Origin of the sequence: Curtobacterium luteum (genome assembly GCF_001475545.1) — a bacterium.
Lineage (GTDB): Bacteria > Actinomycetota > Actinomycetes > Actinomycetales > Microbacteriaceae > Curtobacterium > Curtobacterium luteum_A.
Genome location: NZ_LDQC01000079.1, coordinates 1 through 25,715, shown reverse-complemented (window position 1 = coordinate 25,715; position 25,715 = coordinate 1). Strand labels below are relative to the sequence as shown.

The following is a 25,715-nucleotide window of genomic DNA, read 5'->3' as shown; positions in this document are numbered from 1 at the left end:
CCCCTGTGGCTCGAGGAGGAGTCATGTCGACACCGACGTCGAAGGAAGAACCCAAGTCCGGTCTCGCCGGCACCGCCACCCCGCCGGTCACCGCGGCCGCCGGGGCGACGAGCTCCGACCCTGCAGCGGCATCGCGTGCGTTCTCGGTCGAGGGCATCACGCAGGCCGTGAGCGCGGTCCGCGTCGGTCGCGGGTACCTCTGGGCCCTGAGCTTCGCCCAGTTCGGCCTGTTCGTCGCCCTGCTCACCCCGGTCTTCGTGAGCATGTCGATCAAGGCCGAGCAGCTCAACCCGACCAGCCCCGAGACGGTCGTCGGATCGGTCCTGCCGTTCGGTGCCCTCGGTGCCCTGTTCGCCAACCCGTTGCTGGGCGCGATCTCGGACCGCACGCGCACCCGCTGGGGGCGTCGCCGCCCCTACATGGTCGGCGGTGTCGTCGTCTTCGTCGGCGCGCTCGCCTGGATCGCGTTCTCGGACAGCGTGCTGCAGCTCACCCTCGGGTGGTTGCTGGCGCAGATCGCCGCCAACACGGTGCTCGCCACCCTCACCGCGAGCTTCGCGGACAACGTGCCGGAGTTCCAGCGCGGCAAGGCGTCGAGCGTCATCGCGCTCGCGCAGAACATCGCGATCCTTGCCGGCCTCTACCTGGCTGTCTACCTCGTCGGCAACCTGCCGCTGCTGTTCATCGCACCCGGCGTCCTGGCGATCATCGCGGTCCTGATCTACGCGTTCGTCGCCCGCGACGAGCTGCCGACGACGACGATCAAGCCGTTCAGCTGGATCAACCTGATCAGCTCGTTCTGGACGAACCCGATCAAGCACCGCGACTTCGGACTCGCCTGGTGGGGACGCTTCCTCATCACATTCGGCACGTTCATGTTCACGACCTACCGCCTCCTCTACATGCAGGACCGGATCGGTCTCGCGCAGAAGGACGCCGTGGCGGTCGTCGCGTTCGGTGTGCTCCTCTACACCGTCGCCCTGCTCGCCAGCGCCGCGCTCTCCGGCTGGGTGTCGGACCGCCTCGGGCGCCGCAAGGTCTTCGTCTGGAGCTCCACCGCCCTCACCGCGGCCGGCCTGGTGATCCTGGCGCACGTCGACTCGGTCGGCGGGTTCTACTTCGCCGAGATCGTCCTCGGCTTCGCCTACGGCATCTACGCCGCGATCGACACCGCGCTCGTGGTGGACGTCCTGCCCGACCCGGAGCGTCCCGGCAAGGACCTCGGTGTCATCAACATCGCCAACGCCCTGCCGCAGTCGCTCGCTCCGGCGGTCGGCCTGTTCCTCCTCGGCATCGGCGGCGGGCAGAACTACACGCTCATGCTCTGGGGCGCCGGCGTCGCGGTCCTGCTCGGGGCCCTCGTCATCTTCCCCATCAAGTCGGTCAAGTAACGCACTCGTGCGTCAGCAGCCTGGAGGCGCGAGCCGCGTCCGCAACGCGAGTCGCGCCTCCAGGCCGTCACCGCCAGCCCCGCGACGACGCGGGCAGAAAGGACCCACCATGGCACCCGCCATCTCCCTGCCGCTCTACACGGTGAACGCCGCGCTGGAGCCCGACCTCGACGGTGGCGTCCGCCGTCTCGCCGAGATCGGCTTCGACACCGTCGAGGCCTTCGCGTTCGTCGGCCGGTCCGCCGAACTCAAGCGGGCGTTCGACGCGCACGGCATCACCGCGAAGACCGGTCACGCCTTCCTCGTGCAGCAGGAGATCCCGCTGCCCGACGGCTCCGTGATGACCGCACCGTCCCACGCCGAGACCTTCGCCGCAGCGGCTGAGCTCGGTCTCGAGATCGTGATCGACCCGTTCGTCGGCGCCGACGAGTGGACCACCCGCGAGGGTGTCGAGCGCGTCGCCGCCCGGCTGAACGAGGCGGCCGCCGAGGCCGCCGAGCACGGCATGCGCGTCGGCTACCACAACCACGACCACGAGCTCCGACCGCGGATCGACGGCAAGCCCGCGCTCCAGGTGCTCGCCGAGCTGCTCGACCCCCGTGTCGTGCTCGAGCTCGACCTCTACTGGGCGTCGGCCGCGGGGATCGACCTCGTGCCGTTCATCCAGGAGCTCGGGGACCGGATCGTCGCCGTGCACGTGAAGGACGGGCCGATGCACGACGGCATCTCCACCGCCTCGGTCCCGACGGACCAGACCCCGGCCGGCCAGGGCGACGTCCGCCTCGCCGAGGCGATCGCCGCGGCACCCGCGCTCGAGTACGCCGTCATCGAGTTTGACGGCTTCGACGGGGAGATCTTCGACGGGGTCGAACAGTCCTACCGGTGGCTCGACGCCACGCTGCACACCGTCGCGCCCGACGCCGAAGCGGTCTCCGCATGACTCGCACCGGGAAGGTCGGCGTCGGGCTCATCGGCGCCGGCATGATCAGCGAGCAGTACCTCACGAACCTCACACGGTTCCCCGACGTCGAGGTCGTCCGCATCGGCGACATCGACACCGAGCGTGCGGCGGCATTGGCCGCGAAGTGGGGCGTCGCAGCGTCCGGCACCGGCGAGGACGTCCTCGCGGACCCGGACGTCGAGATCGTCGTCAACCTCACGCTCCCGGCCACGCACGTCGAGGTCTCGACCGCCGCCCTCCGCGCCGGCAAGCACGTCTGGAGCGAGAAGCCGATCGGTGTCGACCGGGAGTCCGCCGCCGGGCTCGTGGCACTCGCGGAGTCGCTCGGGCTCGAGCTCGGCATCGCGCCCGACACCGTCCTCGGCTCCGGCTGGCAGACGGCCAAGCGGGCGATCGAGTCCGGCGCGATCGGCACCCCGCTCACCGCGGTGACGAGCTTCCAGTGGCAGGGCCCGGACGTGTTCCACCCGAACGCGTCGTTCCTCTACGCGAAGGGTGCCGGTCCGCTGTTCGACATGGGGCCGTACTACTTCACCGCACTCGTGCACCTGCTCGGCCCGGTCGCGTCGGTCGTCGCGACCGGCTCGAGGTCCCGCGACACCCGGCAGCTCGTGGTCGGCCCGAACGCCGGTCAGGAGTTCCCGGTCGAGGTGCCCACCCACCTGTCCGTGCTGACGTCGTTCGAGCAGGGCGGCAGTGCCCAGTCGCTGCTCTCGTTCGACACCCCGCTGTTCCGCCACGGCGTCTTCGAGGTGAACGGTACCGAGGGCACGATCGTCCTGCCGGACCCGAACACCTTCGGCGGCGGGCACCCGATCCGCATCGCCCGCCCGCTGGGTGCCGATGTCTCGTTCCCGTTCGAGCAGGAGTGGGAGACCGTCCTCGACGAGGAGCCGTCCGCCGGTCGCGGGCTCGGCGTGCTCGACATGGCGCGCGCGATCCGCGGTGGCGGCTCGCACGTCGCGACGGGCGAGGTCGGGTACCACGTGCTCGACACGATGGTCGCCGTGGAGGAGTCCGTCGAGCGCCGCGCGTTCGTCGACGTCGAGTCGACCGTCGCGTCGATCGCGTCGCTCCCCGAGGACTTCGATCCCTTCGCTGCCACGCTCGACACGGTGGCTGCCGGGGTCTGACGACCCACCATCACGGACTGGAGGCCCTGCTCACGTCCGCCTCGTGCGGACCGCGAGCAGGGCCTCCCGTCTGGTGCTCACGGCGCTCGACCTGCCGGTCCGCGCGCCGAGTCTCGGCTCCGCGGACTCCTTCGTGGGTCCGGGGCCGCGGAACTGTCCGCCCGACCGAGTCTCGGCGAAGCTGGCGGTCGCCCGCCCGGACAGCGCGACCGCGCGCCGGTCAGGCCCAGAGCCGCTGGATCGGCACCGGCCGACCGAGTACCCGCTCCGCCGCGCGGTGCCCCGAGTACAGCGCCGCCGCCACCGTCGCCGGGTCGTCCGTCCACGTCGCCTCACCCGCGAGGTGCAGCACTCCGTCGATCGGCTCCGCCAGGTCGTCGTGGTCGGCCGTGGCCGACCCCGGCAACATGTGGGCGTAGGACCCGAGCGCCCAGGGGTCGTCCTGCCATGCGGTCACGACCACGGAGGTCGGCGCACCCACCCGGTCGCCGAACAGCCGTCGCAGCTGGTCGAGCACGGACGCCGCGACCCGTTCGGTGGTCCATCCTCGGATCGCCCGACCAGCCGGTCCCGCGGCGAACGTCAACAGCGTCGGCTCGCCGTCGATCCGGGTCAAGTCGTACCAGGAGTGCCACCACCGCCCCGACGGCCCGAGCTGTCGGACCGCGTACACGTCCTCGTCCCAGAACCGCTCCGGGAACCGCAGGACGACCTTCTCGAAGGCGTTCATCCGCAGGCGGCCGAGGGCTTCGCGGTGCCGGTCGGGAAGCGCCGGGTCGAACGTGATCGTCCCGGCCTGCAGCACCCCGACGGGGACGGTCACGATCGCGGCGCCCCCGGCGAACGGCATCGCAGTCGGGTCGTCGGCAGTCGTCACGACGACCCCTCCAGCGCCCCGCGACACCGCGGTGACGGCGTGCCCGAGCCGGATGTCGAGGCCCTCTGCGAGGTGCGCCGGCAGCTCGTCGTACCCGTGCGGGAACACGACCTCGTCGCCCTCGATGGTGTCGTCGTCGAGGCCGTGCGCTGCGAGCTCGTCCGCGGACACGCCGTACTGCTCCTCGCTGCGGTGCTCGAGGTGCTCACGGACCCGCTCGGCACGGTCGGCGTCCCACCCCTGCGCAGCCACCGCCCGTTCGACGACCGCGCGGTAGGAGTCCGTCGGACCGGAGGCAGCGATCACGTCCGCGAGGCTCCGGTCGACCGCGTGCACGTCGTCGGCGAACCGTGCGGCCTCGGCGTCCGTCATGCGGCGGCCGTCCGGTGCGTGGTAGGCGATCGGCCGACCGTCCACCTGGTAGCCGCCCACGGTGAACTCCACCGTCGGCAGCCCGAACGCCCGCGCCGCGTCCGCGACCGCGCTGCCGTCGACGCCGTGGATCCAGGACGCCCCGAGGTCGGTGACCTGCCCACCGCTCCGGTCGGTGTGCACCCGCCCACCGACGCGGTCGCGCGCCTCGAGCACGACGACCCGACGTCCGGCGTCCTGCAGCAGCCGCGCCGCGGTGAGTCCGGCCACCCCCGCACCCACGACGACGACGTCCCACGGGGCAGTGTCCACGCTGGCGCTCCTCTCCGTAGCGGATCACGATCGTCACAGGGTAGTGCGGATCTCGTCGCGAAGCGCTAGTTTCGGTGCTCGGATCCACGGTGCAGTGGAACATCCGCGACGGAATCCGTCGCACGGCATCCGAGAGGTGGCTGGTCATGCGGGACGGCGGAGTGGTGACTGCGGCCACCGACACGGCGGCGGTCGACAAGGGTCTGCGGACAGGCGCGCTCGGCCTGTTCGGCAGCGTCGTGATGGGCATCTCGTCCACTGCGCCGGCGTACAGCCTCGCCGCGAGCCTCGGCCTGGTGGTCGCGAGCGGCGGAGCACTGCTCGCCGGGGTCAAGGCTCCGGCGATCATGCTGCTCGCGTTCATCCCGATGTGGATGATCGCGGTCGCCTACCAGGAGCTCAACAAGGAGGACCCGGACTGCGGCACGACCTTCACGTGGGCGACCCGGGCCTTCGGCGCCGTCACGGGGTGGCTCGGCGGCTGGGGCATCATCGCCGCGGACATCATCGTCATGGCGAACCTCGCGCAGATCGCCGGCTCCTACGGGTACACCTTCGTCGGTGTCATGACGAACGACCCCGCGATCAGCGCGCTCGGGAGCAGCACCCTCTGGTCGACGGTGGCAGGCGTGCTCTGGATCGCCGTGATGACGTTCATCTGCTACGTCGGCGTCGAGGTCTCTGCTCGGCTCCAGTACGTGCTCCTCGGTGTCGAGGTGCTGGTCCTCGTCATGTTCGCCAGCGTCGCCCTGATCCGGGTCGGCACCGGCCACGGCGTCGACGGGTCGATCACCCCGTCGCTCAGCTGGCTCTGGCCGAGCGGCATGGACTTCGGATCGGTCATCGCCCCCGCCATGCTCACCGCGATCTTCATCTACTGGGGGTGGGACACCGCGGTGTCCCTCAACGAGGAGACGAAGGACCCCGAGAAGACCCCGGGTCGCGCAGCCGTCATCAGCACCGTGCTGCTGCTCGTCATCTACGCGCTGGTGTCCATCGCCGCGATCGCGTTCGCCGGTGTCGGCACGAAGGGCATCGGTCTCGGCTCACAGACGAACGCCGACGACGTGTTCTCCGCGATCGGCCCGACGCTCTTCGGCGACTCCTTCATCGGCCATGCGGCGATGGCGCTGCTGGCGTTCTCGATCCTGACATCCGCGTCGGCGTCCACGCAGACGACGATCCTGCCGACGGCCCGCACCGCGCTCTCGATGGCGGCGTACAAGGCGCTGCCGACCCAGTTCGCCCGGATCCACAAGCGGTTCCTCACGCCCACGTGGTCGACGATCGGGATGGGGCTCGCATCGATCGGGTTCTACGTGCTCTTCACCGTCATCTCGACGAACCTGCTCACCGCCCTCATCGGCTCGGTCGGCCTGATGATCGCCTTCTACTACGGCCTCACGGGCTTCGCGTGCGTCTGGGTGTACCGCCGTTCGCTGCTCTCGAGCGTCCGGAATGCGGTCATGCGCGGACTCGTGCCGCTGGCCGGTGGCGTCACGCTCGCGGTGACGTTCGTCTACGGACTCGTGCAGTTCGCCCAGCCGGACTGGCTGCAGGACGACGCGGGACACGACGTCACCATCCTCGGCATCGGCGCCGTCGCGGTCGTCGGGATCGGGGCGATCCTGATCGGCGTCGTGCTCATGGTCGTCTGGTGGGTGCGGTCCCCCGACTTCTTCGCGGGACGGACGCTCACGGCGCGGACCCCCGTGCTCGTGCTCGACACCCCCGAGGGCCTCCCGACGATGGGTCTGCCGGACTCCGGCCGTGAGCCGACCGTCATCGCGCCGGACATGTCGAACCTGCCGACCGGCAGCATCGCGGTCGACGAGGAGACGGGCAAGCGCTTCCGGAGGACGCGCTCACGCCGCGACGACCGTCGCGACGGCTGAGGTCCGAGCGCTGGCGCGTCCGTCCGCCCCGCGGCCCCACGCGACCACCTGACGCACCGGAGGCCCGGTACCAGCTGGTACCGGGCCTCAGGCCGTCGTGTGGTCACGGAACCGAGAGCGCCTGACTGGTCGCTCACTCCGTTCCGGAGTGCTAGTGTTTCAGAATTCTGTACCTTACATGATGGGGAGACGATGACGTCACTCACTCGTTCCGTGAATCGATCGACCCTCGGTCTGGTCGCTGTCTGCGCGTTTGGGGCGGCCATGCTGCCAGCCGCTCCGGCGTCGGCATCCTCTGCCGGGCCGACACCGGCTCGTCATGGACTCGAGGCAGGGGTTTCCACTGCCGCTCGGTTGTTCGACGGGGCGGCTGCGCGTGCCGCTGGGGCCGACGCGTCCGACATCGATGATTTCGCCACGGGCTGGGTGATTGCGGGCGGCCGGGTGGAAAACGCGACGGTGGACGAGGCCTTGGTGAAGAAAGTCCAGCTCTCTGCCGATGTGGCTCGCGCGTGCTCCGGCCGGAATCGATGGGATTACACGGGAATCCAGCTGAACATCTACCTCAACTCCTGCAACACGACGCGGCTGCTCGGAGCGATCGGCGCCGGAGCCGGCGGGGCAACGCTCGTCGGCATCGTCACCGCGGCCACTGGCCTCGGAGCCGCTGCCGCGGATGCGCTCGCTGGCGGGCTCGCGATCGCGGGCGGAGTGTTGACCTCGTGTTCCGCGAAGGGCCGAGGGGTCGCCATCCACAACATCCCGCCCGGGCCGGTCGTCTGGTGCAACGGCCAGTGAACGACCGAACGAGTCCGGACAGGACTCGCTGGCTCCGGCTCGGGCTCCTCGCTCTGAGCGGGGTCTGCGCCCTCATCGGACTGGTCATGGTCGGTGTCGCGTGCTTCCTCGAGCCGCGTGACAGTCCTCGAACGGCCGGGCTGGTCACAGCGGCGCTCTCGATCATCACGCTGGGGGTGGTCGCGCTGCTCTTCGCTTCGCTGGTCACGAGGCACCGGACACGTTCGTGTCGCTCCGAGGACCGCGATGGCTGATGCGCGTCCGCCCTGCGGCCGACGCGACCGTCTGACGCACCGGAGGCCCGGTACCAGCTGGTACCGGGCCTCCAGGCCGTCGTGTGGTCACCCCTGATCCCCGGTGACCGCAGGGCGGGCCGGTCACCCGGCCCGCCCGACGACGTCAGCGCGCGGTGCGCGCGCCGATGCGCGGGACGACGAGGCCGAGGACGACCATCGCGACCGCGAGGATGAGGTGCAGGACGTTGTCCGCGCTGTTCAGCGGCACGAAGTTCGCGCCGGTCGCCATGCCTGCCGTGAACAGGCCGTAGATGAAGACGACGAAGTAGACGATGCCGCCGATGACGAGGTAGTTGCGCGAGCCGACGTGCGAGCGCGCGGCGATGACACCGACGACGCCGAAGAGCAGGTGCACGATGTTGTGCAGGACGGACACCTGGAAGACGCCGACGAGCAGCGCCATCGAGCCGTGGCCGGCCATCGACATCGAGCCCATGTCCATCGTCAGGCCGGGGATGAAGCCGGCGATGCCGACGAGGAGGAACACGACGCCGAAGAGCAGCGCGACCTTCTGGGTCAGCGTGGCGGCGAAGCCGGTGCGGGCGGGGGAGGTGTGTGCGGTCATGGTGCGGTCCTTCCGAACGGTGGGCTCGAACTCGATGGGCCCGGGGCGGAGATCGCCACGGAACTGTCCCAGTCGCACAGTGTCTTCGGAGCGGGCGATCCGGTGGTTTGGAGCGACCCGTGAGGTCTTCCGGAGTTCCGGATGCTGTTCCGCCACGATCCGGGGCGCTGTGCCGGTCCAGCCTGCACGTTGCCTGTGGATCCGGTTCGACGCATTGCGCTCCGTGGACTCCCGTCCCTCCTTCTGGGGGCGTACCGGGACGGCCGCATCTCCGTCGCGCGGGGGACGCGCGCCGCCTGGACGTCCCCCTAGCGTTGGCTGCGTGATCGAAGTCGAGCACCTCACCAAGCACTACGGCCAGAAGATCGCCGTGAACGACGTCTCGTTCGTCGTCCGACCCGGGAGCGTCACCGGCTTCCTCGGGCCGAACGGCGCGGGCAAGTCCACGACGATGCGCATGATCATGGGGCTCGACCGCCCCACCTCGGGGAGGGCGATCGTCAACGGCGCGCCCTACCGGAGCTTCTCCGACCCGCTCCGGCAGGTCGGGGCGCTGCTCGAGGCCAAGGCGGTGCACTCCGGGCGCAGCGCGTACAACCACCTGCTCGCACTCGCGGCGACGCACGGCATCCCGAAGGCCCGGGTGCACGAGGTCATCGAGATGACCGGCCTCGACGCGGTCGCGAAGAAGCGCGTCGGCGGGTTCTCCCTCGGCATGGGGCAGCGCCTCGGCATCGCGGCGGCCCTGCTCGGCGACCCGAAGACCCTCATCCTCGACGAGCCGGTCAACGGCCTCGACCCCGATGGCGTCCTCTGGGTCCGACAGCTCGCCCGCCGCATGGCCGCCGACGGTCGCACCGTGTTCCTGTCCAGCCACCTCATGAGCGAGATGGCGCAGACCGCCGACCGCGTCGTCGTGCTCGGTCGCGGCCGGGTGCTCGCCGATGCCCCGATCGCCGAGTTCGTCGCCGGCGGTCAGGACGGCGGCGGCAGCCGGGTGCTCGTCCGCACGCCCGCCCCCGACCAGCTGTTCGGCGCGATCGGCTCTGCGGCGTCCGCCATCACCCCGCGTGAGGACGGCGCCTTCGTGGTCGTCGGCCCCGACGCGCAGCGCATCGGTGACGTCGCCGCACAGGTCGGCGCACCGATCCACGAGCTCACCCCGATGGGCGCCAGCCTCGAGGAGGCGTACATGGCGCTCACCCGCGACGACGTCGAGTACCGATCGGAGGGCGTCCGATGAGCGCCGTCACCATGCCCCGCTCCACGAGCCTCTCCTTCCCGCGGCTGATCCGGAGCGAGTGGATCAAGCTGCGCAGTGTCCGGTCGACCGTCTGGTGCTACGCCATCGTCGTCGTGCTGACGCTCGCGATGGCGTACCTCCTCGGGGTCGTCGACACCGGCGTCCCGCGAGGAGCACCCGCGACGGCGGCGAACCAGCTCATCGTGACGATCGGGACCGCCAGCGTGTCGCTCACCGCGCTCGTCGTCGGCGTGCTCGGCGTCCTGATCATCACGGGGGAGTACGGCACCGGGCAGATCCGGTCGACCTTCACCGCGGACCCCGGACGCACCGGCGCCGTGCTCGCCAAGGCGTTCGTGCTCGCGCTGACGACCTTCGTGGTCAGCGCCGTGTCCACGTGGATCGGCGTCGCGATCTCCGCTGCGCTGCAGGCAGGTCGGGACATCCGGCCGGACCTCGCCGACCCCGCGGTGTTCATGCCGATCCTCGGGTCGTCGGTCTACGTGACCCTCGTCGCGCTCCTGGCGTTCGGCATCGGGCTGCTCGTGAAGTCCAGCGCTGGCGGCATCGCGATCACGCTCGGCATCCTGCTCGTCCTGCCGATCATCGTCAGTGTGTTCGCCGGGCTGACGAACCAGCAGTGGATTGCCGACCTGTCGGAGTTCCTGCCGTCCTCGGCGGGAGCGCAGCTGTACACGTTCGACTCGGGTCCGCCGCAGGGTGACGGCCTGCACCTGGACGGCTGGGGTGGCTTCGGGGTCCTCGCGGGCGAGGTCGTCGTCATCGGCGCCATCGCGCTCGCCGCGGCACGGACGCGCGACGTCTGACGACGCCGACGGACCGACGGGAGGCCCGGGACGCGCGAGCAGGTCAGCTCACGTGACCCGGGCCTCCCGTCGTGTTCCCGAGGGCGGGGCGAGGCGAGCGACGGGCGTCAGCGACGGCCGAGCAGGGCTGCCACGGCTTCGCGGAACCGCGACGGGCGCCGGACCGTGAGCGGCACCGCGCGCGTCTGGTTCGGGAACGCCAGGTCGTGCAGCATGTTCCGCTTCGAGCCGTCCCAGTTCGCGAAGAGGTACGCCCCGCCGAACGACGTGAGGCTCCGGACCGGTGTGCGCTTCCAGTTGCGGGCGACGTAGTACCCGGAGTGACCGGCGCTGATGTTGCGGATCACGGTGTCGACGTCGATGACGCTCGTGGTCGTGACGACGGCGGTGATGCCCGTGCGGTCGCGGGCGACGTACTCGATGCGGTGTTCGGACACGGGAAGCTCTTCGTGCTGGAGGGATCAGGGTGGGGACGCGGAACCGCCGTTGCTTCCGGAGACCAAGGATACGTCGAGGACGCACAGGACGTCACGACCCGGGCGCGATCCGTGCGGTTCCGCGCGGTGCGGACCATGGTGGGGACGTCGCCGAGCCCGAGTCTCGTGCGGGACCCCCGCCACCTCCGCCGCAACCCGCCGGTGCGGTGCCGCGACGACACGCTCTTGGCGAGTCCGCGCGCGCAGGGCCATGCTGGGACGGTGTCAGCGCCCCTCTCCACGGTCCGGCCCGCCCTGCCTGGCATCGCCGTCGCCCTCGCCGTCGGCATCGTCGCGACCGTCGTCGGCGCCCTGGTGCCCGTCGTCGGCGGACCGGTGCCGGCGGTCGTGCTCGGCACCCTCGTCGGCTGGCTCGTCCGCCGTCGGACCGACGGGGCGCTCGGCCCCCTGGCCCCCGGGGTCAAGTTCGCATCGAGCCGCGTCCTGCAGGCCGCTGTGGTCCTGCTCGGTGCACAGCTCTCGATCGGGGCGGTCCTGCGCATCGGCGCCGAGACGCTGCCGGTGATGCTCACCACGCTCGTCGTGTGCCTGGTCGGTGCATGGCTGATCGGTCGCGCGCTCCGGGTGTCGTCGACGCTCCGGACCCTGATCGGCGTCGGCACCGGCATCTGCGGCGCCTCCGCGATCGCCGCGGTGACCCCGGTCATCGGTGCGGTCGGAGCGGACGTCGCGTACGCGATGTCGACGATCTTCCTCTGCAACATCGCCGCCGTGTTCCTCTTCCCGCTGCTCGGGCACGCGCTGGGCCTGTCGCAGCACGCCTTCGGCGTCTTCGCGGGAACCGCCGTCAACGACACCTCGTCGGTCGTCGCGACCGCGACGGTCTACGGTCGCCAGGCGACCGACACCGCGGTCGTCGTCAAGCTCGTCCGGACGCTCATGATCATCCCGATCGTGGTCGGACTGGCCGGCCTGGAGGCGCGGCGCACCGCCCGCGCGCAGGTTGCGGTCGGCGAGGACACCGGTCGCGCCGGGGGCGTCCGCGTGTTCCGGTTGGTCCCGTGGTTCCTGATCGGGTTCCTCGTGGTGGTGCTGCTCCGGACCGTCGGGGTGCTGCCCGCAGCCACGGCTCCGGGCTTCGCGACCGTGGCAACGTTCCTCATCACCGTGGCGCTCGCCGCGATCGGCGTGTCGACGGACTTCGGTGCGCTCCGCCGGGCGGGGTTCCGACCGATGCTGCTCGGCATCGTGCTGTGGGCGCTCGTGGCGGGGACGAGCCTCGGCGTGCAGGCGGCGTTCGGGATGCTCTGACGCACCCTTGCTGCATCCTGACCCATCGTTTATCGTTGTTATCGACAATCGATGGTGACGAGGGGAACCGACCATGACCGCACCCGTGTACGACCCGCCGCGCGGCAGCCGGTCCTGGCTCCCCTACGTCTTCGCGTGCGCGATCGGCGTCGTCTGGATCGGCTGGACCTACGTCGCCGATCTCCTGTACTCGCTCCGCGTGGGGACGATCACGGTGCCGCTCCGGACCGCGTCGACGTCCGACGTCCTGCAGCCGCCCGGTGGGGTGGGCGTCCGTGCGGACGCGTTCTCGATGCAGGTCCGCAGTGCCGACGTCCCCGGCGCGGCCCTCGCCTACGTCCGGGTCGGCGACGCCGTCGAGGTCGTCGCCGTCGCAGCCCTCATCGCACTCGTCGGGGTGGTCGTGTGGCGTGTTGCCCGCGGCGGACTCTTCGATCGGTCGACGCCGCGGCTCCTCGACGGGGTCGTCCTGGCCACGGTCGTCGCCGGTCTCCTCCCCGACTTCGTCCGGCGCATGGGGTGGAACTGGATCGTGTCCTCCCTCGGGTGGGACGGCCGCCTCCCGGAGCCGCTCGTGGAACCGCAGTTCGTGCCGGTGTACCTCGGGGTCCTCGTCGTGACGTGCTTCCGGTTCGCCCTCACCGCATCGCAGCGGATGGTGCGCGACCAGGCCGGTCTGGTCTGATGCCGCCGGAGGACGACGGGCACGCAGTCGTGTGCCACCTCGACGAGATGCTCGCCGCACGGGGCATGACCCTCACGGAACTCGCGGACCGGGTGGGCGTGACGGTGGTGAACCTCTCCGTACTCAAGAACAACCGTGCCCGCGCGATCCGGTTCTCGACGCTGACGGCCCTGTGCGAGGCGCTCGGGTGCCAGCCGGGCGACCTGTTCTCCGTCCGTGGACCGTGACGTCGACACGCACTTCCGTCATCAGGTGAAGCCACGACCGATCGTGGAAGCTCGTTCCGCCGGGGCTCGCTGCGACGAGCGAGTCCCACAGCCGCGAGTCGTCGGTCATCGTGAACCGGATCTGCACTGGACGGAGCCCTCCCTCGGGTAGCGGCCGCTCGTCGATCACGGAGGACGGCGGTCGACCGAGGCCGAACGTACTGCCGCGAGCGGAGCGAACGCCGATCCCGCGCCGTCGGCTCTGTGACGATCCGGTGACGACCCGGGCGGGCAACGACGCCGGTCGAGCGTCCTCGAGCGCTGGTCGGCGCCGCTGCCGCCACAGACCTGCGACGCAGGGTCCCTACCGTCCCACCTGTCCGACGCGAGCGAACGCCTGGCGCGGACGGAAGGGAAGACCACCATGAAGCTCTCCAGCACAGCGCTCCTCGCGTCGGCGGCCGCGGTGGCCGTCCTCGGCGGGGCCGTCACGTCGGCCTCCGCCGAGGCGGCACCCACCCACGACACCACTGTCCGCACCGCCGCCGAGCACGTCCTCGCCGCGCGGAGTGCCCAGCCACCGGCACCTGGTCGCCAGGACCGCTACCGGTCGACCGACTCGGTTCGGGGTCTGACCCGTGCCGTGGACCGCGCGAGCCACCCCGGCCTCGAGCTCTGCGGCGGCGACTTCGCGTCGCTCGTCACCGCCACGGGCGACCTGCGCGGAGACGGGCACACGGGCTACCTCGTCGACACGACGTGCGCCGGCGCCACCGGGAGCACCCCGGACGAGGTCGCCCTGTACGAGTCGACCGGGCACGGAACCGCCCGGTCCGCGGTCCTCTCAGCAGCGACCGCGACGCCGCGGACGAGTGCCTACCCGTACACCTGGGGCGCGCACACCGTCGTCCTCGCGTACCGCGGTGACACGCAGTACCGACTCGTCCGGCTCACCCCGCACGCGGTCGACCGCGGGCCGCTGGTCGCCTTCCGCTGACCGGGCGCGGACGCCGGACGGGAGGTCCGGACCGCGTGGGCAGACCTGCTCACGCGGTGCGAGCCTCCCGTCCGGCCGCGCCGTGGCGTCGACCCGCCGGGCACCCGGCGGTCGAGACCGCTCACACGATCCGGGAGTCGATCACCGCCCGGTCGCCCCGGTACCGCGAGAACCCGTACTCCACCGGTGCGCCGTCGGCGCGGCACATGAGCCGCTCGATGTGGAAGATCGCCTGACCGGGGTCGATGTCGAGCAGGTCGGCGGTCCACTGGTCGGCGTTCACCGTGCTGAGCAGGAGCCGGCGTGCGACCGGACGTTCCCCGCTGCGCCGGACGAGCACGTCGGGCACGTACTCGGCGAGCGGCTCGGACACGAGGTCGGGGAACCGCTCCTGCGGCACCCAGCTCGTCCGGACCCGGCTCGGCTCCCCGTCGAACGAGATGAGGCTCTCGACGAAGTACGCCGCGTCCCCGGCCATCTCGAGGTTGCGCCGCACGGTCTCCGGCGCCGGCACGAGCTGCACGCAGAGGTGCACGATGCTCAGACGTGGCGAGTCGAAGATGCTCCCGCCGGCGGTCTCGCCGTAGATCGTCACCTCGTCGGTGGTGCGCGCGAGGTTCACCGAGGCGACCGGCCGCACACCGAACGTGCCCGATCGCGGGGCGCGCGTGATGAGCCGCTGCTCCTTGAGCAGGGTGAGTGCCGCACGGAGGACGTTGCGGGTGGTCCCGTAGAGGTCGAGCAGTTCCCACTCGTAGGGGAGCGGGCCGACGAAGCGTCCGGCGACGATGTCGGCGCGGATGAGGTCCGAGACCTGCCGCGCGGCGTCGGACCGGCGGTTGAACCCGATCCAGTGACCGGGCCGGACGTCCCCGACGCCCATGTCCGTCCACGGCGGGGTCGGTCGGCGCGTCACGGAATCGTCGTGTTCGAGCGAGGGCACGGTGTCGGTCACGAGGCCACCCCCACGGTCGCGGTGTCACCCGTCCAGCCGGCCCACCGCAGGAACTCCCGCGCGAGCCGGACCGCGTAGTCCGGGTCCTGGATGTCGAGCGAGACGAACACCCGCCGGTAGAACGTGGGCCCGCCGAGCAGGTCGACCGCGATCCCGAGGTCGACGTCGGGCCGCAGCTCACCGGCGTCCATCGCCCGCTGGAGCATCGCGTTCACCCGCACGCGACGGTCGAGGTGCCACGCAGCGACGGCCTCGGCGACCCGCGGTTCGTGCGCGGCGAGCTCGACGATGATCGGCAGCGCGCGGCCGACCGGCGTCGCGACGAGGGCGTGCACCCAGCCCCGCGTGAGTCCCAGGACCCCCTCGTCGATCGGCACGTCGAGGACGGTCGGGATCGACTCCTCCATCAGCCGGATCACGGTGTCGGTGAGCAGGAGGTCCTTGCTCGACCAGCGGCGGTAGATCGTCGCCGCCCCGACCCCCGCGGCGTCCGCGATCGCCCTGACCGTCACCGCTCCGGGGCCGCCGGTCGCGAGGATGGCGGTGCAGGCCGCGTGCACGGCTTCGTCGACGCCGCTGTCCCGCGGACGACCGCGGACCGTGGTCCGGGTCGGCATGACGGCGGTCACGCGGCACTCCAGTGCTCGAGCACGCGGCCCATCGGCCACACCTCGCCGATCTTCGCGGCGATGTCGAACAGGTTCGCCTCGTGCACGCTCGGCAGCCGGTCGCCGACGGCCTCGCGCACGACGATCGGGACGAACCCGTGCTGCATCGCGTCGGTGGCGGTGGCCCGGACGCACCCGCTCGTGGAGAGGCCTGCGATGAAGAGCGTGTCGATACCGCGTGCGACGAGGTCCGCCGCGAGCGAGGTCCCGAAGAACGCGCTCGGGTACTGCTTCGGCACGAGCGTGTCGCCCGGCTCCGGTGCGAGGCCCGCGATGAACGCCCCGGTCGGCGCGCCCGGCAGGTACGCCGTGAGCGCGGGCACCTTGCGGAAGAACACTCCGGCGTTCGAGCCGTCGGCCGACAGCGCCATCGTCGTCACGGCGACGTGCACCCCTGCTTCGCGCGCCGCCGTCGTGAGCTCGCGCATCCGCTCGACCGGCTCCTCGACGCCGGCGTACAGCCCGCAGGTCGGGTCGACGTAGGCGGTCACCGGGTCGACGACGACGAGCGCCGCCCGCCGTCCGGGTTCCAGCGCACCGGTGTACCCGGCCGCCGCGTAGTCCTCGTGGTCGTCGGTCATGCGGTCCTGCTCCCGTCGTGTGGTCTGGTCGTGTCGGCCTGGAGGCCCGGGTCGGCTCCGTCGTGTCGGCCGTCTGCCCGGTGCGTGGTCGCGGTCATCCCGACGCACCCGCCTCGGGGACGGGACCGGACGTGTCGGGCCGTACCGGTGCCTCCCGGTCGGGCGGTCCGAAGGGTCCGAACGCGACGATGAGCGCGCCGAGGACGGCGCAGCCGGCGAAGGTGAGGGCCGCGGCCCGGACGCCGTCGACGAACGCCCGCACGTCGCTGGGCGAGAGGGCGAGCAGGCTGCCGTCGTAGGCGGCCGACTGCTGCGCGGCGGACAGCCCGCTCGTCGCGATCGCGAGCCCGAGCGCGGTGGAGAACAGGAACCCGGCGTTCTGGAGCGCCGACCGGATCGCGTTCGCGATGCCGCGGCGGTGCACCGGCACCCGGACCATCAGGGCCGACGTGCTCGGGGTCATGAACACGCCGGTCCCGACGCCGACCGCACCCAGCCCGACCGCGGTCAGCACGTAGGCGTCGTCGTCCGCGAGCGAGGCCGCGAGCACGGCTGCCCCGACCGCGATGAGCAGCATGCCGATGGTCGAGAGCGTCCGCGCGGGTACCCGTCGCGCGAGGACCCCGGCGCTCGCCGCGGCGACGGTCGTACCGATCGGGGTCGGCAGCACCCAGAGGGCGGCCTCGACCGCGTCGTTGCCGGAGACCGCCTGGAACGTCAGGGAGGCGAGGAGCACGAGCGCGTAGCTGGAGAGCGCGCAGAGCCCGGCTGCCGAGAACAACGTGATGGTCGCACGGTCGCGGAAGATCGCCGGGTCGACGAGGGGGTGCGCGACCCGGCGTTGCGTCCGGACGAACAGCCACCCGACCAGGACGGCGCTCGCCGCGGTCGCGATGGTGCCGGGGCTGCCCCATCCCGACGAGCCGCCGATCGACACGGCGCCGACGAGCAGCCCGACGGTCGCGATCGACAGCAGCGCGCCGGGCAGGTCGAACCGCTCCCCGGTCCGCGGACGGGTGGTCCCGGGGATCAGTCGGACGGACCACAGCAGCCCGGCGAGCGAGACGGGCACACCGACGAGGAAGATCCAGCGCCACCCGAGCGACTCGGCGACGAGCCCGCCGACGATCGGGCCGACGACCTGGCCGACGGCGGCGACCGTCGCGTTGACCCCGAGGCCGAGCGACAGGATCGGTTCGGGGAAGACGTCCGTCAGCAGCGCCGTCGTGTTCGTGACGATCGCGGCGGCGCCGACGCCCTGGACGAGCCGGGCACCGATCAGGACCGCCGCGTCGGGCGCGAACCCACACGCGAGGGAGGCGGCGAGGAAGACGAGGATGCCCGCGAGGTACAGCCGTCGACGGCCGACCAGGTCCGCGATCCGGCCGAACACCAGGATGAGGGTCGTCGTGGTGAGCATGTAGCTGAGCAGGACCCAGCTGGACTGGAGTGCGCTCGCGTCGAGGTCGGCGCTGACGTCGGGGAGCGCGACGAGCAGGGCGCTCGAGGAGATGAAGACGAGGACGACGCTCAGGCTCGAGGCGCAGAGCACCTGCCAGGCGCGGCGGCGGGCGGCGCCCTCGTCGGTGGGGCGGCTACGGATGGTACGGCCCTCCCGAGGCGGACGCCGGTGGCACCCGGAGGTGGTGGTCGGTACTCCGTTGGAACGCGACCGCTGCGGAGAGCACGGTGCCGTCCGCCCAGGGGCGCCCGACGAGCTGCACGCCGACGGGCAGCCCGTCCGGAGCGACCCCCGCGGGCATCATCAGCGCGGGGAACCCGACGTAGTCGAACAGGCGGGTGTTGCGCGGGACCACCTCGTGCAGGTTGAACCGCTCACCGTCGACCGACATCGTCAGGTCGTCGAGCCGCGGGGCCGTCGCACCGATGCCGGGGGTCAGCACGACGTCGACCCCGGCCTCGTCCATCCGGGCGACCATCGCCGCCTGGACGAGTGGGCGTCGCCGGAGCGCACGGAGGTAGTCCGCGGCAGTGGGGGTGAAGGAGACGTCGAAACGTGCGCGGGTGCCGTCGTCGAACAGCTCGGCGGTCGGCGCGTTCGCCTCCTGGTTCGCGGCGAGCTCGCCGTAGAACACGGTCCAGCACTCGGAGTCGACGGCCTCGAGGTCGTCGAACTCGATCGGGACGATCTCCGCGCCGAGCCCGCGGAAGGCGTCGATCGCGACCGCGTGCGACCGGAGGACCGCGGCGTCGACGCGCTCGGTGAACCAGGTCCTGGGGACGCCGATGCGCATCCCGACGACACGGTCGGGATCGGCCGTGAGGTCGGGCACGGTCGGGTGCGCCGTCGGGTCCTCCGCGTCGGCCCCGGCGATGACGTCGAGCACGAGCGCGAGGTCCTCGGCCGTCCGTGCCATCGGGCCGACGTGGTCGAGGGTCCAGGACAGGCTCGTGACGCCGGTGCGCGGGACGAGACCGTACGTGGGCTTGATGCCGGTCGTGCCGCACAGCGCCGACGGGACGCGGATCGAGCCGCCGGTGTCGGTCCCGAGGGCGAGCGGCACGATGCGCGCGGCCAGCGCCGACCCGGAGCCCGTGGACGACCCGCCCGTCCACCGGTCGGCGTCCCAGGGGTTCCGGACCGCGCCGTAGCGGGCGTTGTGCGGCCCGCCGCAGGCGAACTCGGTGGTGGCGGCCATGAACACGGGGATCGCTCCGGCAGCGCGGAGTCGCGCGACCACGGTGGCGTCGGTCGGTGCGATCCGGTCGCCGGTCTGCAGCGAGCCGCTCGTGACCACGGTGCCCGCGACGTCGATGATGTCCTTCACCGCGAACGGGACGCCCTCGAGCGGCCGTGCCGAGCCGTCCGCCCATCGCCGGGTGGACTCGGCCGCCGCCGCTCGGGCACCGTCGACGAGTCGGAGGACCGCGTCGGACCACACGGCGTCGGACGTCCAGAGCGGTGCGAGGACGTCGAGGACGGCGGCGGGGGTCGTGGATCGCTCGGCGAAGGCCGCGAGGAGCTCGGTGACCGAGGCGCCCGCCGGGTCGGCAGCGGCGCGGGCCGTGTCGGCTGCGCGGGCGGTGTCGGCTGCACGAGCGCGCTGCGCCGTCCGGCTGGCCGCTGGTCGGCTCGGTGCCTCGCCGAGGAGTCGGGTGAACAGCGCCTGGCTGTGCCCGGGCTCCGCGGCGAGGGCGTTCGGCGCGGCGGGCAGGGGGTCTGCCCGACTCGCCGCCAGCGCCCGCTCGAGCTCCGGGGCGATCGTGCCACGCACCACCGTGAACACGTCCGTCGCCGCGGTCACCCCGGTCACACCGGCACCGCCCGCGAGTGCGCGGAGCCCTCGTGCGCGTCGGCGAGGTAGCGGAAGACGCCCGGCTGTCGGTCGCGGCCGAGCGGGAAGTCCCGCCGAGCGGCAGCGACCTCGGCGACGTCGACCGCGGCGCGGACGACCGGGCCGGCCTCGTGGGCGGGGGCCGAGACGACGAGCGCACCCCGCGGGGTCACGACCGAGGAGCGGCCGAAGTAGCTGACGGTCTTGCCGTCGAGCGTCTCCTGCCCGCCGCGGTTCGGCGCGACGACCCACGTCTGCGTCTCCATCGCCCGCACCTGGAGCTCCTGCGTGAACAGCGTCTCGCGGAAGCCCATCGAGGACACGAACACGAGCATCACCTCCGCCCCGGCCGCGCGCGCTGCGAGCCAGTACTCCGGGAAGCTCCGGTCGTAGCAGATGAGCATGCCGAAGCGGGTTCCGAGGGCGTCGAACACGACCGGCCCGGAACCGGGGGAGAAGTAGTGCTTCTCGTCGACGTCGGAGAGGTCGTCCTTCGGGATCGAGGTCTTGCGGTACGTCGGCACCCGGTCACCGTGCACGTCGGTGCCCTGCACCACGGTCCCGTCGGCGTCGATGAGGACGGCGCTGTTGTACTGCGCGTCACCGGCGTCCTCGTACAGCCCGAAGGCGACCGCGGTGCCGAGTCGACGGGCGGCATCCGCGAAGCGCGCAGTGGCCGGACCGGGGACGGGCTGCGCCCAGGACTTCCGGCTGTCGTTCACCACACCGCAGAAGTACGGGGTGGTCGCGAGCTCGGGGAACACGACGAGGTCGGCGCCCTCCGCTGCCTCCTCGAAGCGCGCGATGAGCTCGTCGAGCGCGGCGTCGGCGTCCGCGGGGGTCTCGCCCGACTGGACGACCGCGACCTCGATGACCGGGCCGCTCGCTGCGGCGGTCACGCGGTGACCGCGCTCGGTGCGACCGAGGCCACGCCCTCGCGGGTGCGCATGAGGGGCTGGATGCGGGTGCCGAACTCGTCCATGCCCTGCAGGAAGTCGTCGAACACGAGCATGATGCCCTTCGTCCCCTCGACGTCGGCGGCCTCGTCGAGCATCGCGGCGACGTGCTCGTAGGACCCGACGAGCGTGCCCATGTTCATGTTCACGGCGCCCTCGGGCAGCGAGATGCGCTTGGCGGTGTTGCCGTCCTCGCCGTTGGTGTCGGTGAGGGCCTGGCCGGTCATCCACGCGATGGCCTCGACGTCCACGCCGTCGCTGTACCGCTGCCACTTCTCCTGCGCCGCCTCGTCGGTCTCGGCGGCGATCACCATGAAGAGGACGTAGGAGCCGACGTCACGGCCGGTCTTCTCGCGGGCCTCGAGGAGCGCCTTGTTCTGCTCGGCGTAAGCGGTCGGGGTGTTCACGCCGACACCCATCGAGAAGTTGTAGTCCGAGTACTCGGCGGCGAACGCCATGCCCTGGGACGACTGCCCGGCCGAGACGATCGGGATGTGCGCGGTCGGCTTCGGCAGCATCCGGCAGTCGTCCATCTGGAAGTACTCGCCCCGGAAGTCGCTCCGGCCGGTCTCCCACAGCTCCTTCATGACCTGCATGTACTCGGTCTGGTAGGCGTAGCGGCGCTTGAAGTGCACCTCGTCGCCCGGCCACAGGCCCATCTGGTCGTACTCCGCCTTCTGCCACCCGGCGACGAGGTTCAGCCCGAAGCGGCCGTGCGAGATCGAGTCGACGGTCGCGGCCATGCGCGCGGCGATCGCTGGCGGGATGGTCAGCACCGCCGTGGTCGCGAAGAGCCGGATCCGCTCGGTGCGAGCAGCGAGACCGGCCATCAGGGTGAACGACTCGAGGTTCTCGTCCCAGAACCCGCTCGGCCCGCCGAAGCCGCGCAGCTTGATCATCGACAGGGCGAAGTCGAAGCCGTACGCCTCCGCCTTCTGAACGATCTCGAGGTTGAGGTCGAACGACGGCTTGTACTGCGGCGAGGTGGTCGAGATGAGCCAGCCGTTGCTGCCGATCGGGATGAAGACTCCGATGTCCATGGGGGACTCGCTTTCTGTGTGTGGTGGAGGGTCAGGACTGCTTCGCGGCGGCCTTGGCGGCGCTCGCGACGGCGTGACGGCGGATCGTCTGCGACACGGCGACGGCCACGATGAGTGCGCCGCCGTAGAAGAGCTGCTGCACGAAGTTGTCGGCGCCGAGCATCTGCAGGCCGACGACGCCGGAGAACAGGAAGTACACGGCGATGAACGTGCCGATCGCGTTGAACCGGCCGGGGATGATCGCCGTCGCACCGAGGTAGCAGGCGGCGAACGCGGGGAGCAGGAACGACTGCCCGCTCGACGGGTCCGCGCCGCCGAGGGTGCCGGCGTAGACGACCCCGGCGACCGCGGCGGTGAAGCCCGCGCCGACGAACGCGCCGACCCGGAGGCGGCGGACGTTCAGGCCCGAGAGTTCGGCGACGGCGCGGCCGGTCCCGACGAAGAGCAGGCGGCGTCCGACGGGCGTCGCGCTCAGGACGACGAGCACGACGATCGTCGCGATGAGGCCGTACACGAACGCGAGCGGCAGCCCCGCGAGCCCGCGCCAGCCGACCGTGGCGTTCACGAGCGCGGCGTCGACGCCGGTGACCGACGACGACGCGCTCATCCACTGGACGATCCCGATCATGAACGTCGACGTGCCGAGGGTGACGATGAACGAGTCGATCCGGAACGCGACCGTCAGCAGGCCGTTGACGAGGCCGACGACGACGCCGATCACGAGCCCGACGGCGATCGCCGGCAGGAGCGGGACGTCCATCTTGGCGTTGAGGACGGCGATGGTCATCGCCGAGAGCGACATGGTGGACGCGCCGGACAGGTCGAACTCGCCGGCGGTCAGGGGGAACAGGAAGCCCAGCGCGAGGATGAGCAGCACCGACTGTGACCCGAGGATGTTCTGCAGGTTGCCGAGCGTCGGGTAGGTGTCGGGGAGCGCCACGCTGAACGCGATGACGATGACGAGCCAGGCACCGAGCAGCGCGTACCGCTCGGTGTGCCCCCACGAGAAGCGCGGGCGTGCTGCACGGATGACGGAGGTCTCGAGGACCTTGTCGGCGGTGGTGGACATCAGGCGTTCTCCTTGAGTCGGGAGGAGTCGACGGGGGTGGGGGTCGGCGGGTCGACCAGGCTGGCGACGACCGCCGCGGCGATCACGTCACGGTCGATGCGGTCGCCGGTGAGCACGTCGTGGACGCGGCCGTGGGCGAGGACGACGACCCGGTCGCACATCTGGGCGAGCTGGTCGTAGTCGGTCGAGGCGCAGACGATCGGGACGCCCTGCTCGGCGGTCTTCCGGAGCATGGCGAAGATGGCGGCGCGGGCGCCGACGTCGATGCCCTGCGTCGGCTCCTGCAGCAGCACGAGCCGTGGGTCGTCCTGCATCCACTTGGCGAGGACGGCCTTCTGCTGGTTGCCGCCGGACAGGGTGCCGAAGAGCGCGGCGGGGTCGGCGGGGCGGACGTCCCAGTCGCGGACGAGGCCCTCGACGTGCGACCGCTCGCGGGCGGGGGAGAGGCCGAGGAGTCCGCGGAGCTTCCCGAGGACGGGCAGCGTCACGTTCTGCTCGACGGACAGGGTCAGTGCCCCGCCCTCCCGCTTGCGGTCGGCCGGGACGTAGACGACGCCGCGGCCGATCGACGCCGCCGGGGTCGCGCGGGCGAGGTCGGTGTCGACGTCGTGCACGACGAGCGACCCGGTCGCGGACCGCGCGCCGTACAGGCCGGGCAGGACGTCCTCGACGCCGGAGCCGGCGAGCCCGGTGACGCCGACGACCTCGCCGTCGGCGACGTCGAACGACAGCCCGTCGACGACGCCGACACGGAGGTCCCGCACCCGGACGACGGCGTCGCCCGTGGTGGCCGGACGGTGCCGTCGGGCGACCGGGGCCTCGAGGCCGCGGCCCACGATGAGCGAGACGAGCTCGTCCGCGGTCGTGTCCGCGGTGTCGCGGTGCGCCTGGACCCGTCCGGCGCGGAGGACCGTCACGCGGTCGGCGTGCTCGAGGACCTCGGCCATGTCGTGCGACACGAGCAACGCCGAGGTGCGGCCGTCGGACACGAGGTCCTTCACGACGCGGAAGAGCAGGTCCGCGTCCTCCTTCGGCAGGAAGACGGTCGGTTCGTCGAGCACGATGAGTGCCCGTTCGTCCCCGAGCTCGGCGACGGCCCGGAGGATCGCCACGAGCGCCTTCTGCGTGTCGGTGAGCTGCTCGATCCGGGCGCGGGGGTCGATGTTCACGCCGTACCGGGCGAACAGCTCGGCTGCGGAACGGTGCTCCGAGCGCCACCGGACGAACGGCCCGTGTCCGGCGACGACGGTCGCCAGCCGCAGGTTCTCGGTGACCCCGAGCGACGGCACGAGGGCGAGGTCCTGGTGGACGAAGCTGATGCCGACGCGACGGAAGTACCCGGGAGGCACCGGGAGCGGCAGTCGGGCGCCACGGACCTCGATCGTCGCTCCTGGGTCCGGCGCGTAGGTGCCGGACAGGATCTTGATCAGGGTCGACTTGCCGGAGCCGTTCTCGCCGAGCAGGGCGTGGACCTGGCCCGGCCGGACCTCCAGCTCGACGTCGTCGAGCGCGGTGAGCCCGCCGAACCGCTTGGTGAGTCCGCTGATGCGGAGCACCGGTGCGCTGTCCGCTCCGGCCCCGGCGACCGCAGCGGATGCTGCGGGGCCGAGCCGTGCCTCCCGGGTGTCGGTCACTTCGCCGCGCCCCAGATCTTCTCGTACCCGGTCTTGTAGGCGTCGCCGTAGCCCTTGCTCGGGGCCGGCGGCGTGCCGGCCTCGTCGACGTTCTCCTTCGTGAAGACCTTGAGGGGTGTCTCCTCGTTGCCGTCCTCGATGATCGGGGTGTCGGTGAGCACGCGGCCGGCCTGGTCGATGGTGGCGTAGGCCAGCCACTCCATGTTCTCGCCGATGTCCATCGTCATGACGTTCCCCTGCTGCAGGATCTTCATGACCGCGGGCGTCCCGTTGTACGAGGACGTGTGCACCTGACCGGTCTTGCCCGCCGCCGTGACCCCGGCCTCGACGAAGAGCGCCATCGAGTCGTAGATCGGCAGGACGTAGTCGAGGTTCGGGTCCGACTGGATCGCGGACTGCACGGTCGACGAGATCTTCGTGGCCCAGTCGGCGACCGGGACGTTCGTCACCTTGACCTTGCAGCCGGAGCAGTGCTGGTCGAACTCCTCCTGCATCGCCTTCACGATCCCGTCGGACGGTGGGACCTCGGACGACGTGATGATGAGGACGTCGCCCTTGCCCTTCGTCTCCTTGATGGCCCAGTCGGCGTTGAGCTTCGCGGCCTCGTGGAACGGAGCGGTGACCTGTGCGGCGACGAGCGGCTGGAGCTGCGACGGGAGCGATTCGCCCGTCTGGTACGTGTGGCTGATCAGCACCGGGATGCCCGCCGCCTTCGCACGCTTCAGCGCCGGGACGATGAGCTCACCGTTGACGCCCTGCGCGAGGACGATGATGTCGGCCTTCCGGCTGATCGCCTGGTCGATCCCGGCCGACTGCTCGGTCGGCGTGCCCTGGTTCGTGTACTCGACCCACTTCGCCCCGTACTGCTCGGCGAGCTTCTCGCCGGCCTCGTCGACGGAGACGATGAAGGGGACGGCGGAGGAGTTCGGGATGTTGAAGATGGTCTTGCCCGCGATCCCCGACAGGTCGAAGGGCTTGCCCTCGAAGGTGAACTCGGGGTCGACGCTCGCGGCCTTGATCTGGGCGGTCGCGTGGGTGACGCCGGCCGAGTCGTCCGCGGACCCGCTGGAGGCGGTGGACGTGGCGGAGCAGGCGGAGAGGAGGAGCACGCCGCTGAGGGCGGCGGCGAGGATCGCGGGGCGGGCGGAGCGCGTTCGGGTCGGTGCGGGGGACGACATCGGTCGGTGACCTCCAGGACGTGGTGCGGGGA

General features: G+C 71.5%; 24 protein-coding genes. 11 read left to right on the top strand and 13 right to left on the bottom strand.

Going from position 1 to position 25,715, the window contains the following annotated elements; all coding sequences use genetic code 11:
- Nucleotides 1–23 precede the first annotated feature (23 nt).
- The 3 genes from NS184_RS13390 (at nucleotide 24) to NS184_RS13380 (ending at nucleotide 3,485) form a co-directional block, all read left to right on the top strand.
- A complete protein-coding gene (locus tag NS184_RS13390; RefSeq protein WP_083513696.1) occupies nucleotides 24–1,391 on the top strand; it encodes an MFS transporter in 1,368 nt (455 codons plus the stop codon).
- A gap of 109 nt (nucleotides 1,392–1,500) precedes the next feature.
- Nucleotides 1,501–2,331 carry a sugar phosphate isomerase/epimerase family protein gene (locus tag NS184_RS13385; RefSeq protein ID WP_058726605.1) on the top strand — a complete coding sequence of 277 codons (831 nt, stop codon included), beginning with the start codon at nucleotides 1,501–1,503 and terminating at the stop codon, nucleotides 2,329–2,331.
- Nucleotides 2,328–3,485 (top strand): Gfo/Idh/MocA family protein, encoded by a 1,158-nt coding sequence (locus tag NS184_RS13380; protein WP_058726604.1) that lies wholly within the window; start codon nucleotides 2,328–2,330, stop codon nucleotides 3,483–3,485. Before NS184_RS13385 ends, NS184_RS13380 begins: the two co-directional genes overlap by 4 nt.
- Before the next feature lie 220 nt (nucleotides 3,486–3,705).
- Here the strand turns inward: NS184_RS13380 and NS184_RS13375 are convergent, their stop codons facing one another.
- Nucleotides 3,706–5,046, bottom strand: a complete 1,341-nt coding sequence (locus tag NS184_RS13375; protein WP_058726603.1) for a flavin monoamine oxidase family protein — start codon at nucleotides 5,044–5,046, stop codon at nucleotides 3,706–3,708.
- 146 nt (nucleotides 5,047–5,192) lie between these two features.
- On the opposite strand from NS184_RS13375, the gene NS184_RS13370 reads away from it, so the two are divergent.
- Nucleotides 5,193–6,941: an APC family permease gene (locus NS184_RS13370; RefSeq protein WP_058726632.1), complete on the top strand. Its 1,749-nt coding sequence runs from the start codon at nucleotides 5,193–5,195 to the stop codon at nucleotides 6,939–6,941.
- Between the two features lie 354 nt (nucleotides 6,942–7,295).
- Complete coding sequence (locus NS184_RS13365; RefSeq protein ID WP_058726602.1) at nucleotides 7,296–7,739, top strand: hypothetical protein; 444 nt, start codon at nucleotides 7,296–7,298, stop codon at nucleotides 7,737–7,739.
- Between the two features lie 399 nt (nucleotides 7,740–8,138).
- On the opposite strand, the gene NS184_RS13355 is transcribed toward NS184_RS13365, so the two are convergent.
- Nucleotides 8,139–8,600: a DUF4383 domain-containing protein gene (locus NS184_RS13355; RefSeq protein WP_058726631.1), complete on the bottom strand. Its 462-nt coding sequence runs from the start codon at nucleotides 8,598–8,600 to the stop codon at nucleotides 8,139–8,141.
- Nucleotides 8,601–8,922: 322 nt separating this feature from the next.
- Between NS184_RS13355 and NS184_RS13350 the strand changes: the two genes are divergently transcribed.
- Complete coding sequence (locus NS184_RS13350) at nucleotides 8,923–9,843, top strand: ABC transporter ATP-binding protein (protein ID WP_058726600.1); 921 nt, start codon at nucleotides 8,923–8,925, stop codon at nucleotides 9,841–9,843.
- Complete coding sequence (locus NS184_RS13345) at nucleotides 9,840–10,670, top strand: ABC transporter permease (protein ID WP_058726599.1); 831 nt, start codon at nucleotides 9,840–9,842, stop codon at nucleotides 10,668–10,670. Before NS184_RS13350 ends, NS184_RS13345 begins: the two co-directional genes overlap by 4 nt.
- A 107-nt stretch (nucleotides 10,671–10,777) precedes the next feature.
- On the opposite strand, the gene NS184_RS13340 is transcribed toward NS184_RS13345, so the two are convergent.
- Nucleotides 10,778–11,107 (bottom strand): hypothetical protein, encoded by a 330-nt coding sequence (locus NS184_RS13340; RefSeq protein ID WP_058726598.1) that lies wholly within the window; start codon nucleotides 11,105–11,107, stop codon nucleotides 10,778–10,780.
- A 261-nt stretch (nucleotides 11,108–11,368) separates the two neighbouring features.
- Here NS184_RS13340 and NS184_RS13335 point away from each other — a divergent pair, with 261 nt between their 5' ends.
- The 4 genes from NS184_RS13335 to NS184_RS13320 all read left to right on the top strand — a co-directional run bounded on the left by NS184_RS13335 (nucleotide 11,369) and on the right by NS184_RS13320 (nucleotide 14,306).
- Nucleotides 11,369–12,418: a YeiH family protein gene (locus tag NS184_RS13335; RefSeq protein WP_058726630.1), complete on the top strand. Its 1,050-nt coding sequence runs from the start codon at nucleotides 11,369–11,371 to the stop codon at nucleotides 12,416–12,418.
- A gap of 73 nt (nucleotides 12,419–12,491) precedes the next feature.
- Nucleotides 12,492–13,103: a hypothetical protein gene (locus tag NS184_RS18390; protein ID WP_058726597.1), complete on the top strand. Its 612-nt coding sequence runs from the start codon at nucleotides 12,492–12,494 to the stop codon at nucleotides 13,101–13,103.
- On the top strand, nucleotides 13,103–13,330 hold the full coding sequence (locus NS184_RS13325; RefSeq protein WP_058726596.1) for a helix-turn-helix domain-containing protein: 228 nt from the start codon (nucleotides 13,103–13,105) through the stop codon (nucleotides 13,328–13,330). The genes NS184_RS18390 and NS184_RS13325 overlap by 1 nt, the downstream gene beginning before the upstream one ends.
- A 403-nt stretch (nucleotides 13,331–13,733) precedes the next feature.
- Nucleotides 13,734–14,306 carry a hypothetical protein gene (locus NS184_RS13320; protein WP_058726595.1) on the top strand — a complete coding sequence of 191 codons (573 nt, stop codon included), beginning with the start codon at nucleotides 13,734–13,736 and terminating at the stop codon, nucleotides 14,304–14,306.
- 121 nt (nucleotides 14,307–14,427) lie between these two features.
- Here NS184_RS13320 and NS184_RS13315 read toward each other — a convergent pair whose 3' ends face one another.
- From NS184_RS13315 to NS184_RS13270, 10 genes are all read right to left on the bottom strand, one after another.
- Complete coding sequence (locus tag NS184_RS13315; RefSeq protein ID WP_058726594.1) at nucleotides 14,428–15,261, bottom strand: GntR family transcriptional regulator; 834 nt, start codon at nucleotides 15,259–15,261, stop codon at nucleotides 14,428–14,430.
- A complete protein-coding gene (locus NS184_RS13310) occupies nucleotides 15,258–15,890 on the bottom strand; it encodes a TetR/AcrR family transcriptional regulator (RefSeq protein ID WP_058726593.1) in 633 nt (210 codons plus the stop codon). Before NS184_RS13310 ends, NS184_RS13315 begins: the two co-directional genes overlap by 4 nt.
- The gene (locus NS184_RS13305; RefSeq protein WP_058726592.1) at nucleotides 15,887–16,510 is read right to left on the bottom strand and encodes an isochorismatase family protein; all 624 of its coding nucleotides are present in this window, start codon (nucleotides 16,508–16,510) and stop codon (nucleotides 15,887–15,889) included. Before NS184_RS13305 ends, NS184_RS13310 begins: the two co-directional genes overlap by 4 nt.
- Before the next feature lie 94 nt (nucleotides 16,511–16,604).
- Nucleotides 16,605–18,062 (bottom strand): MFS transporter, encoded by a 1,458-nt coding sequence (locus NS184_RS13300; RefSeq protein ID WP_058726591.1) that lies wholly within the window; start codon nucleotides 18,060–18,062, stop codon nucleotides 16,605–16,607.
- Between the two features lie 43 nt (nucleotides 18,063–18,105).
- Nucleotides 18,106–19,785: an amidase gene (locus NS184_RS13295; RefSeq protein WP_083513694.1), complete on the bottom strand. Its 1,680-nt coding sequence runs from the start codon at nucleotides 19,783–19,785 to the stop codon at nucleotides 18,106–18,108.
- Nucleotides 19,782–20,705, bottom strand: a complete 924-nt coding sequence (locus NS184_RS13290; protein WP_083513693.1) for a carbon-nitrogen hydrolase family protein — start codon at nucleotides 20,703–20,705, stop codon at nucleotides 19,782–19,784. The genes NS184_RS13295 and NS184_RS13290 overlap by 4 nt, the downstream gene beginning before the upstream one ends.
- The gene (gene rutA / locus NS184_RS13285; protein ID WP_058726590.1) at nucleotides 20,702–21,802 is read right to left on the bottom strand and encodes a pyrimidine utilization protein A; all 1,101 of its coding nucleotides are present in this window, start codon (nucleotides 21,800–21,802) and stop codon (nucleotides 20,702–20,704) included. The genes NS184_RS13290 and rutA overlap by 4 nt, the downstream gene beginning before the upstream one ends.
- Nucleotides 21,803–21,833: 31 nt before the next feature.
- The gene (locus tag NS184_RS13280; RefSeq protein WP_058726589.1) at nucleotides 21,834–22,871 is read right to left on the bottom strand and encodes an ABC transporter permease; all 1,038 of its coding nucleotides are present in this window, start codon (nucleotides 22,869–22,871) and stop codon (nucleotides 21,834–21,836) included.
- On the bottom strand, nucleotides 22,871–24,505 hold the full coding sequence (locus NS184_RS13275) for a sugar ABC transporter ATP-binding protein (protein ID WP_083513692.1): 1,635 nt from the start codon (nucleotides 24,503–24,505) through the stop codon (nucleotides 22,871–22,873). Before NS184_RS13275 ends, NS184_RS13280 begins: the two co-directional genes overlap by 1 nt.
- On the bottom strand, nucleotides 24,502–25,715 hold a 1,214-nt coding region (locus NS184_RS13270; protein ID WP_345969014.1), incomplete at its 5' end, for a sugar ABC transporter substrate-binding protein. The genes NS184_RS13275 and NS184_RS13270, both read right to left, overlap by 4 nt.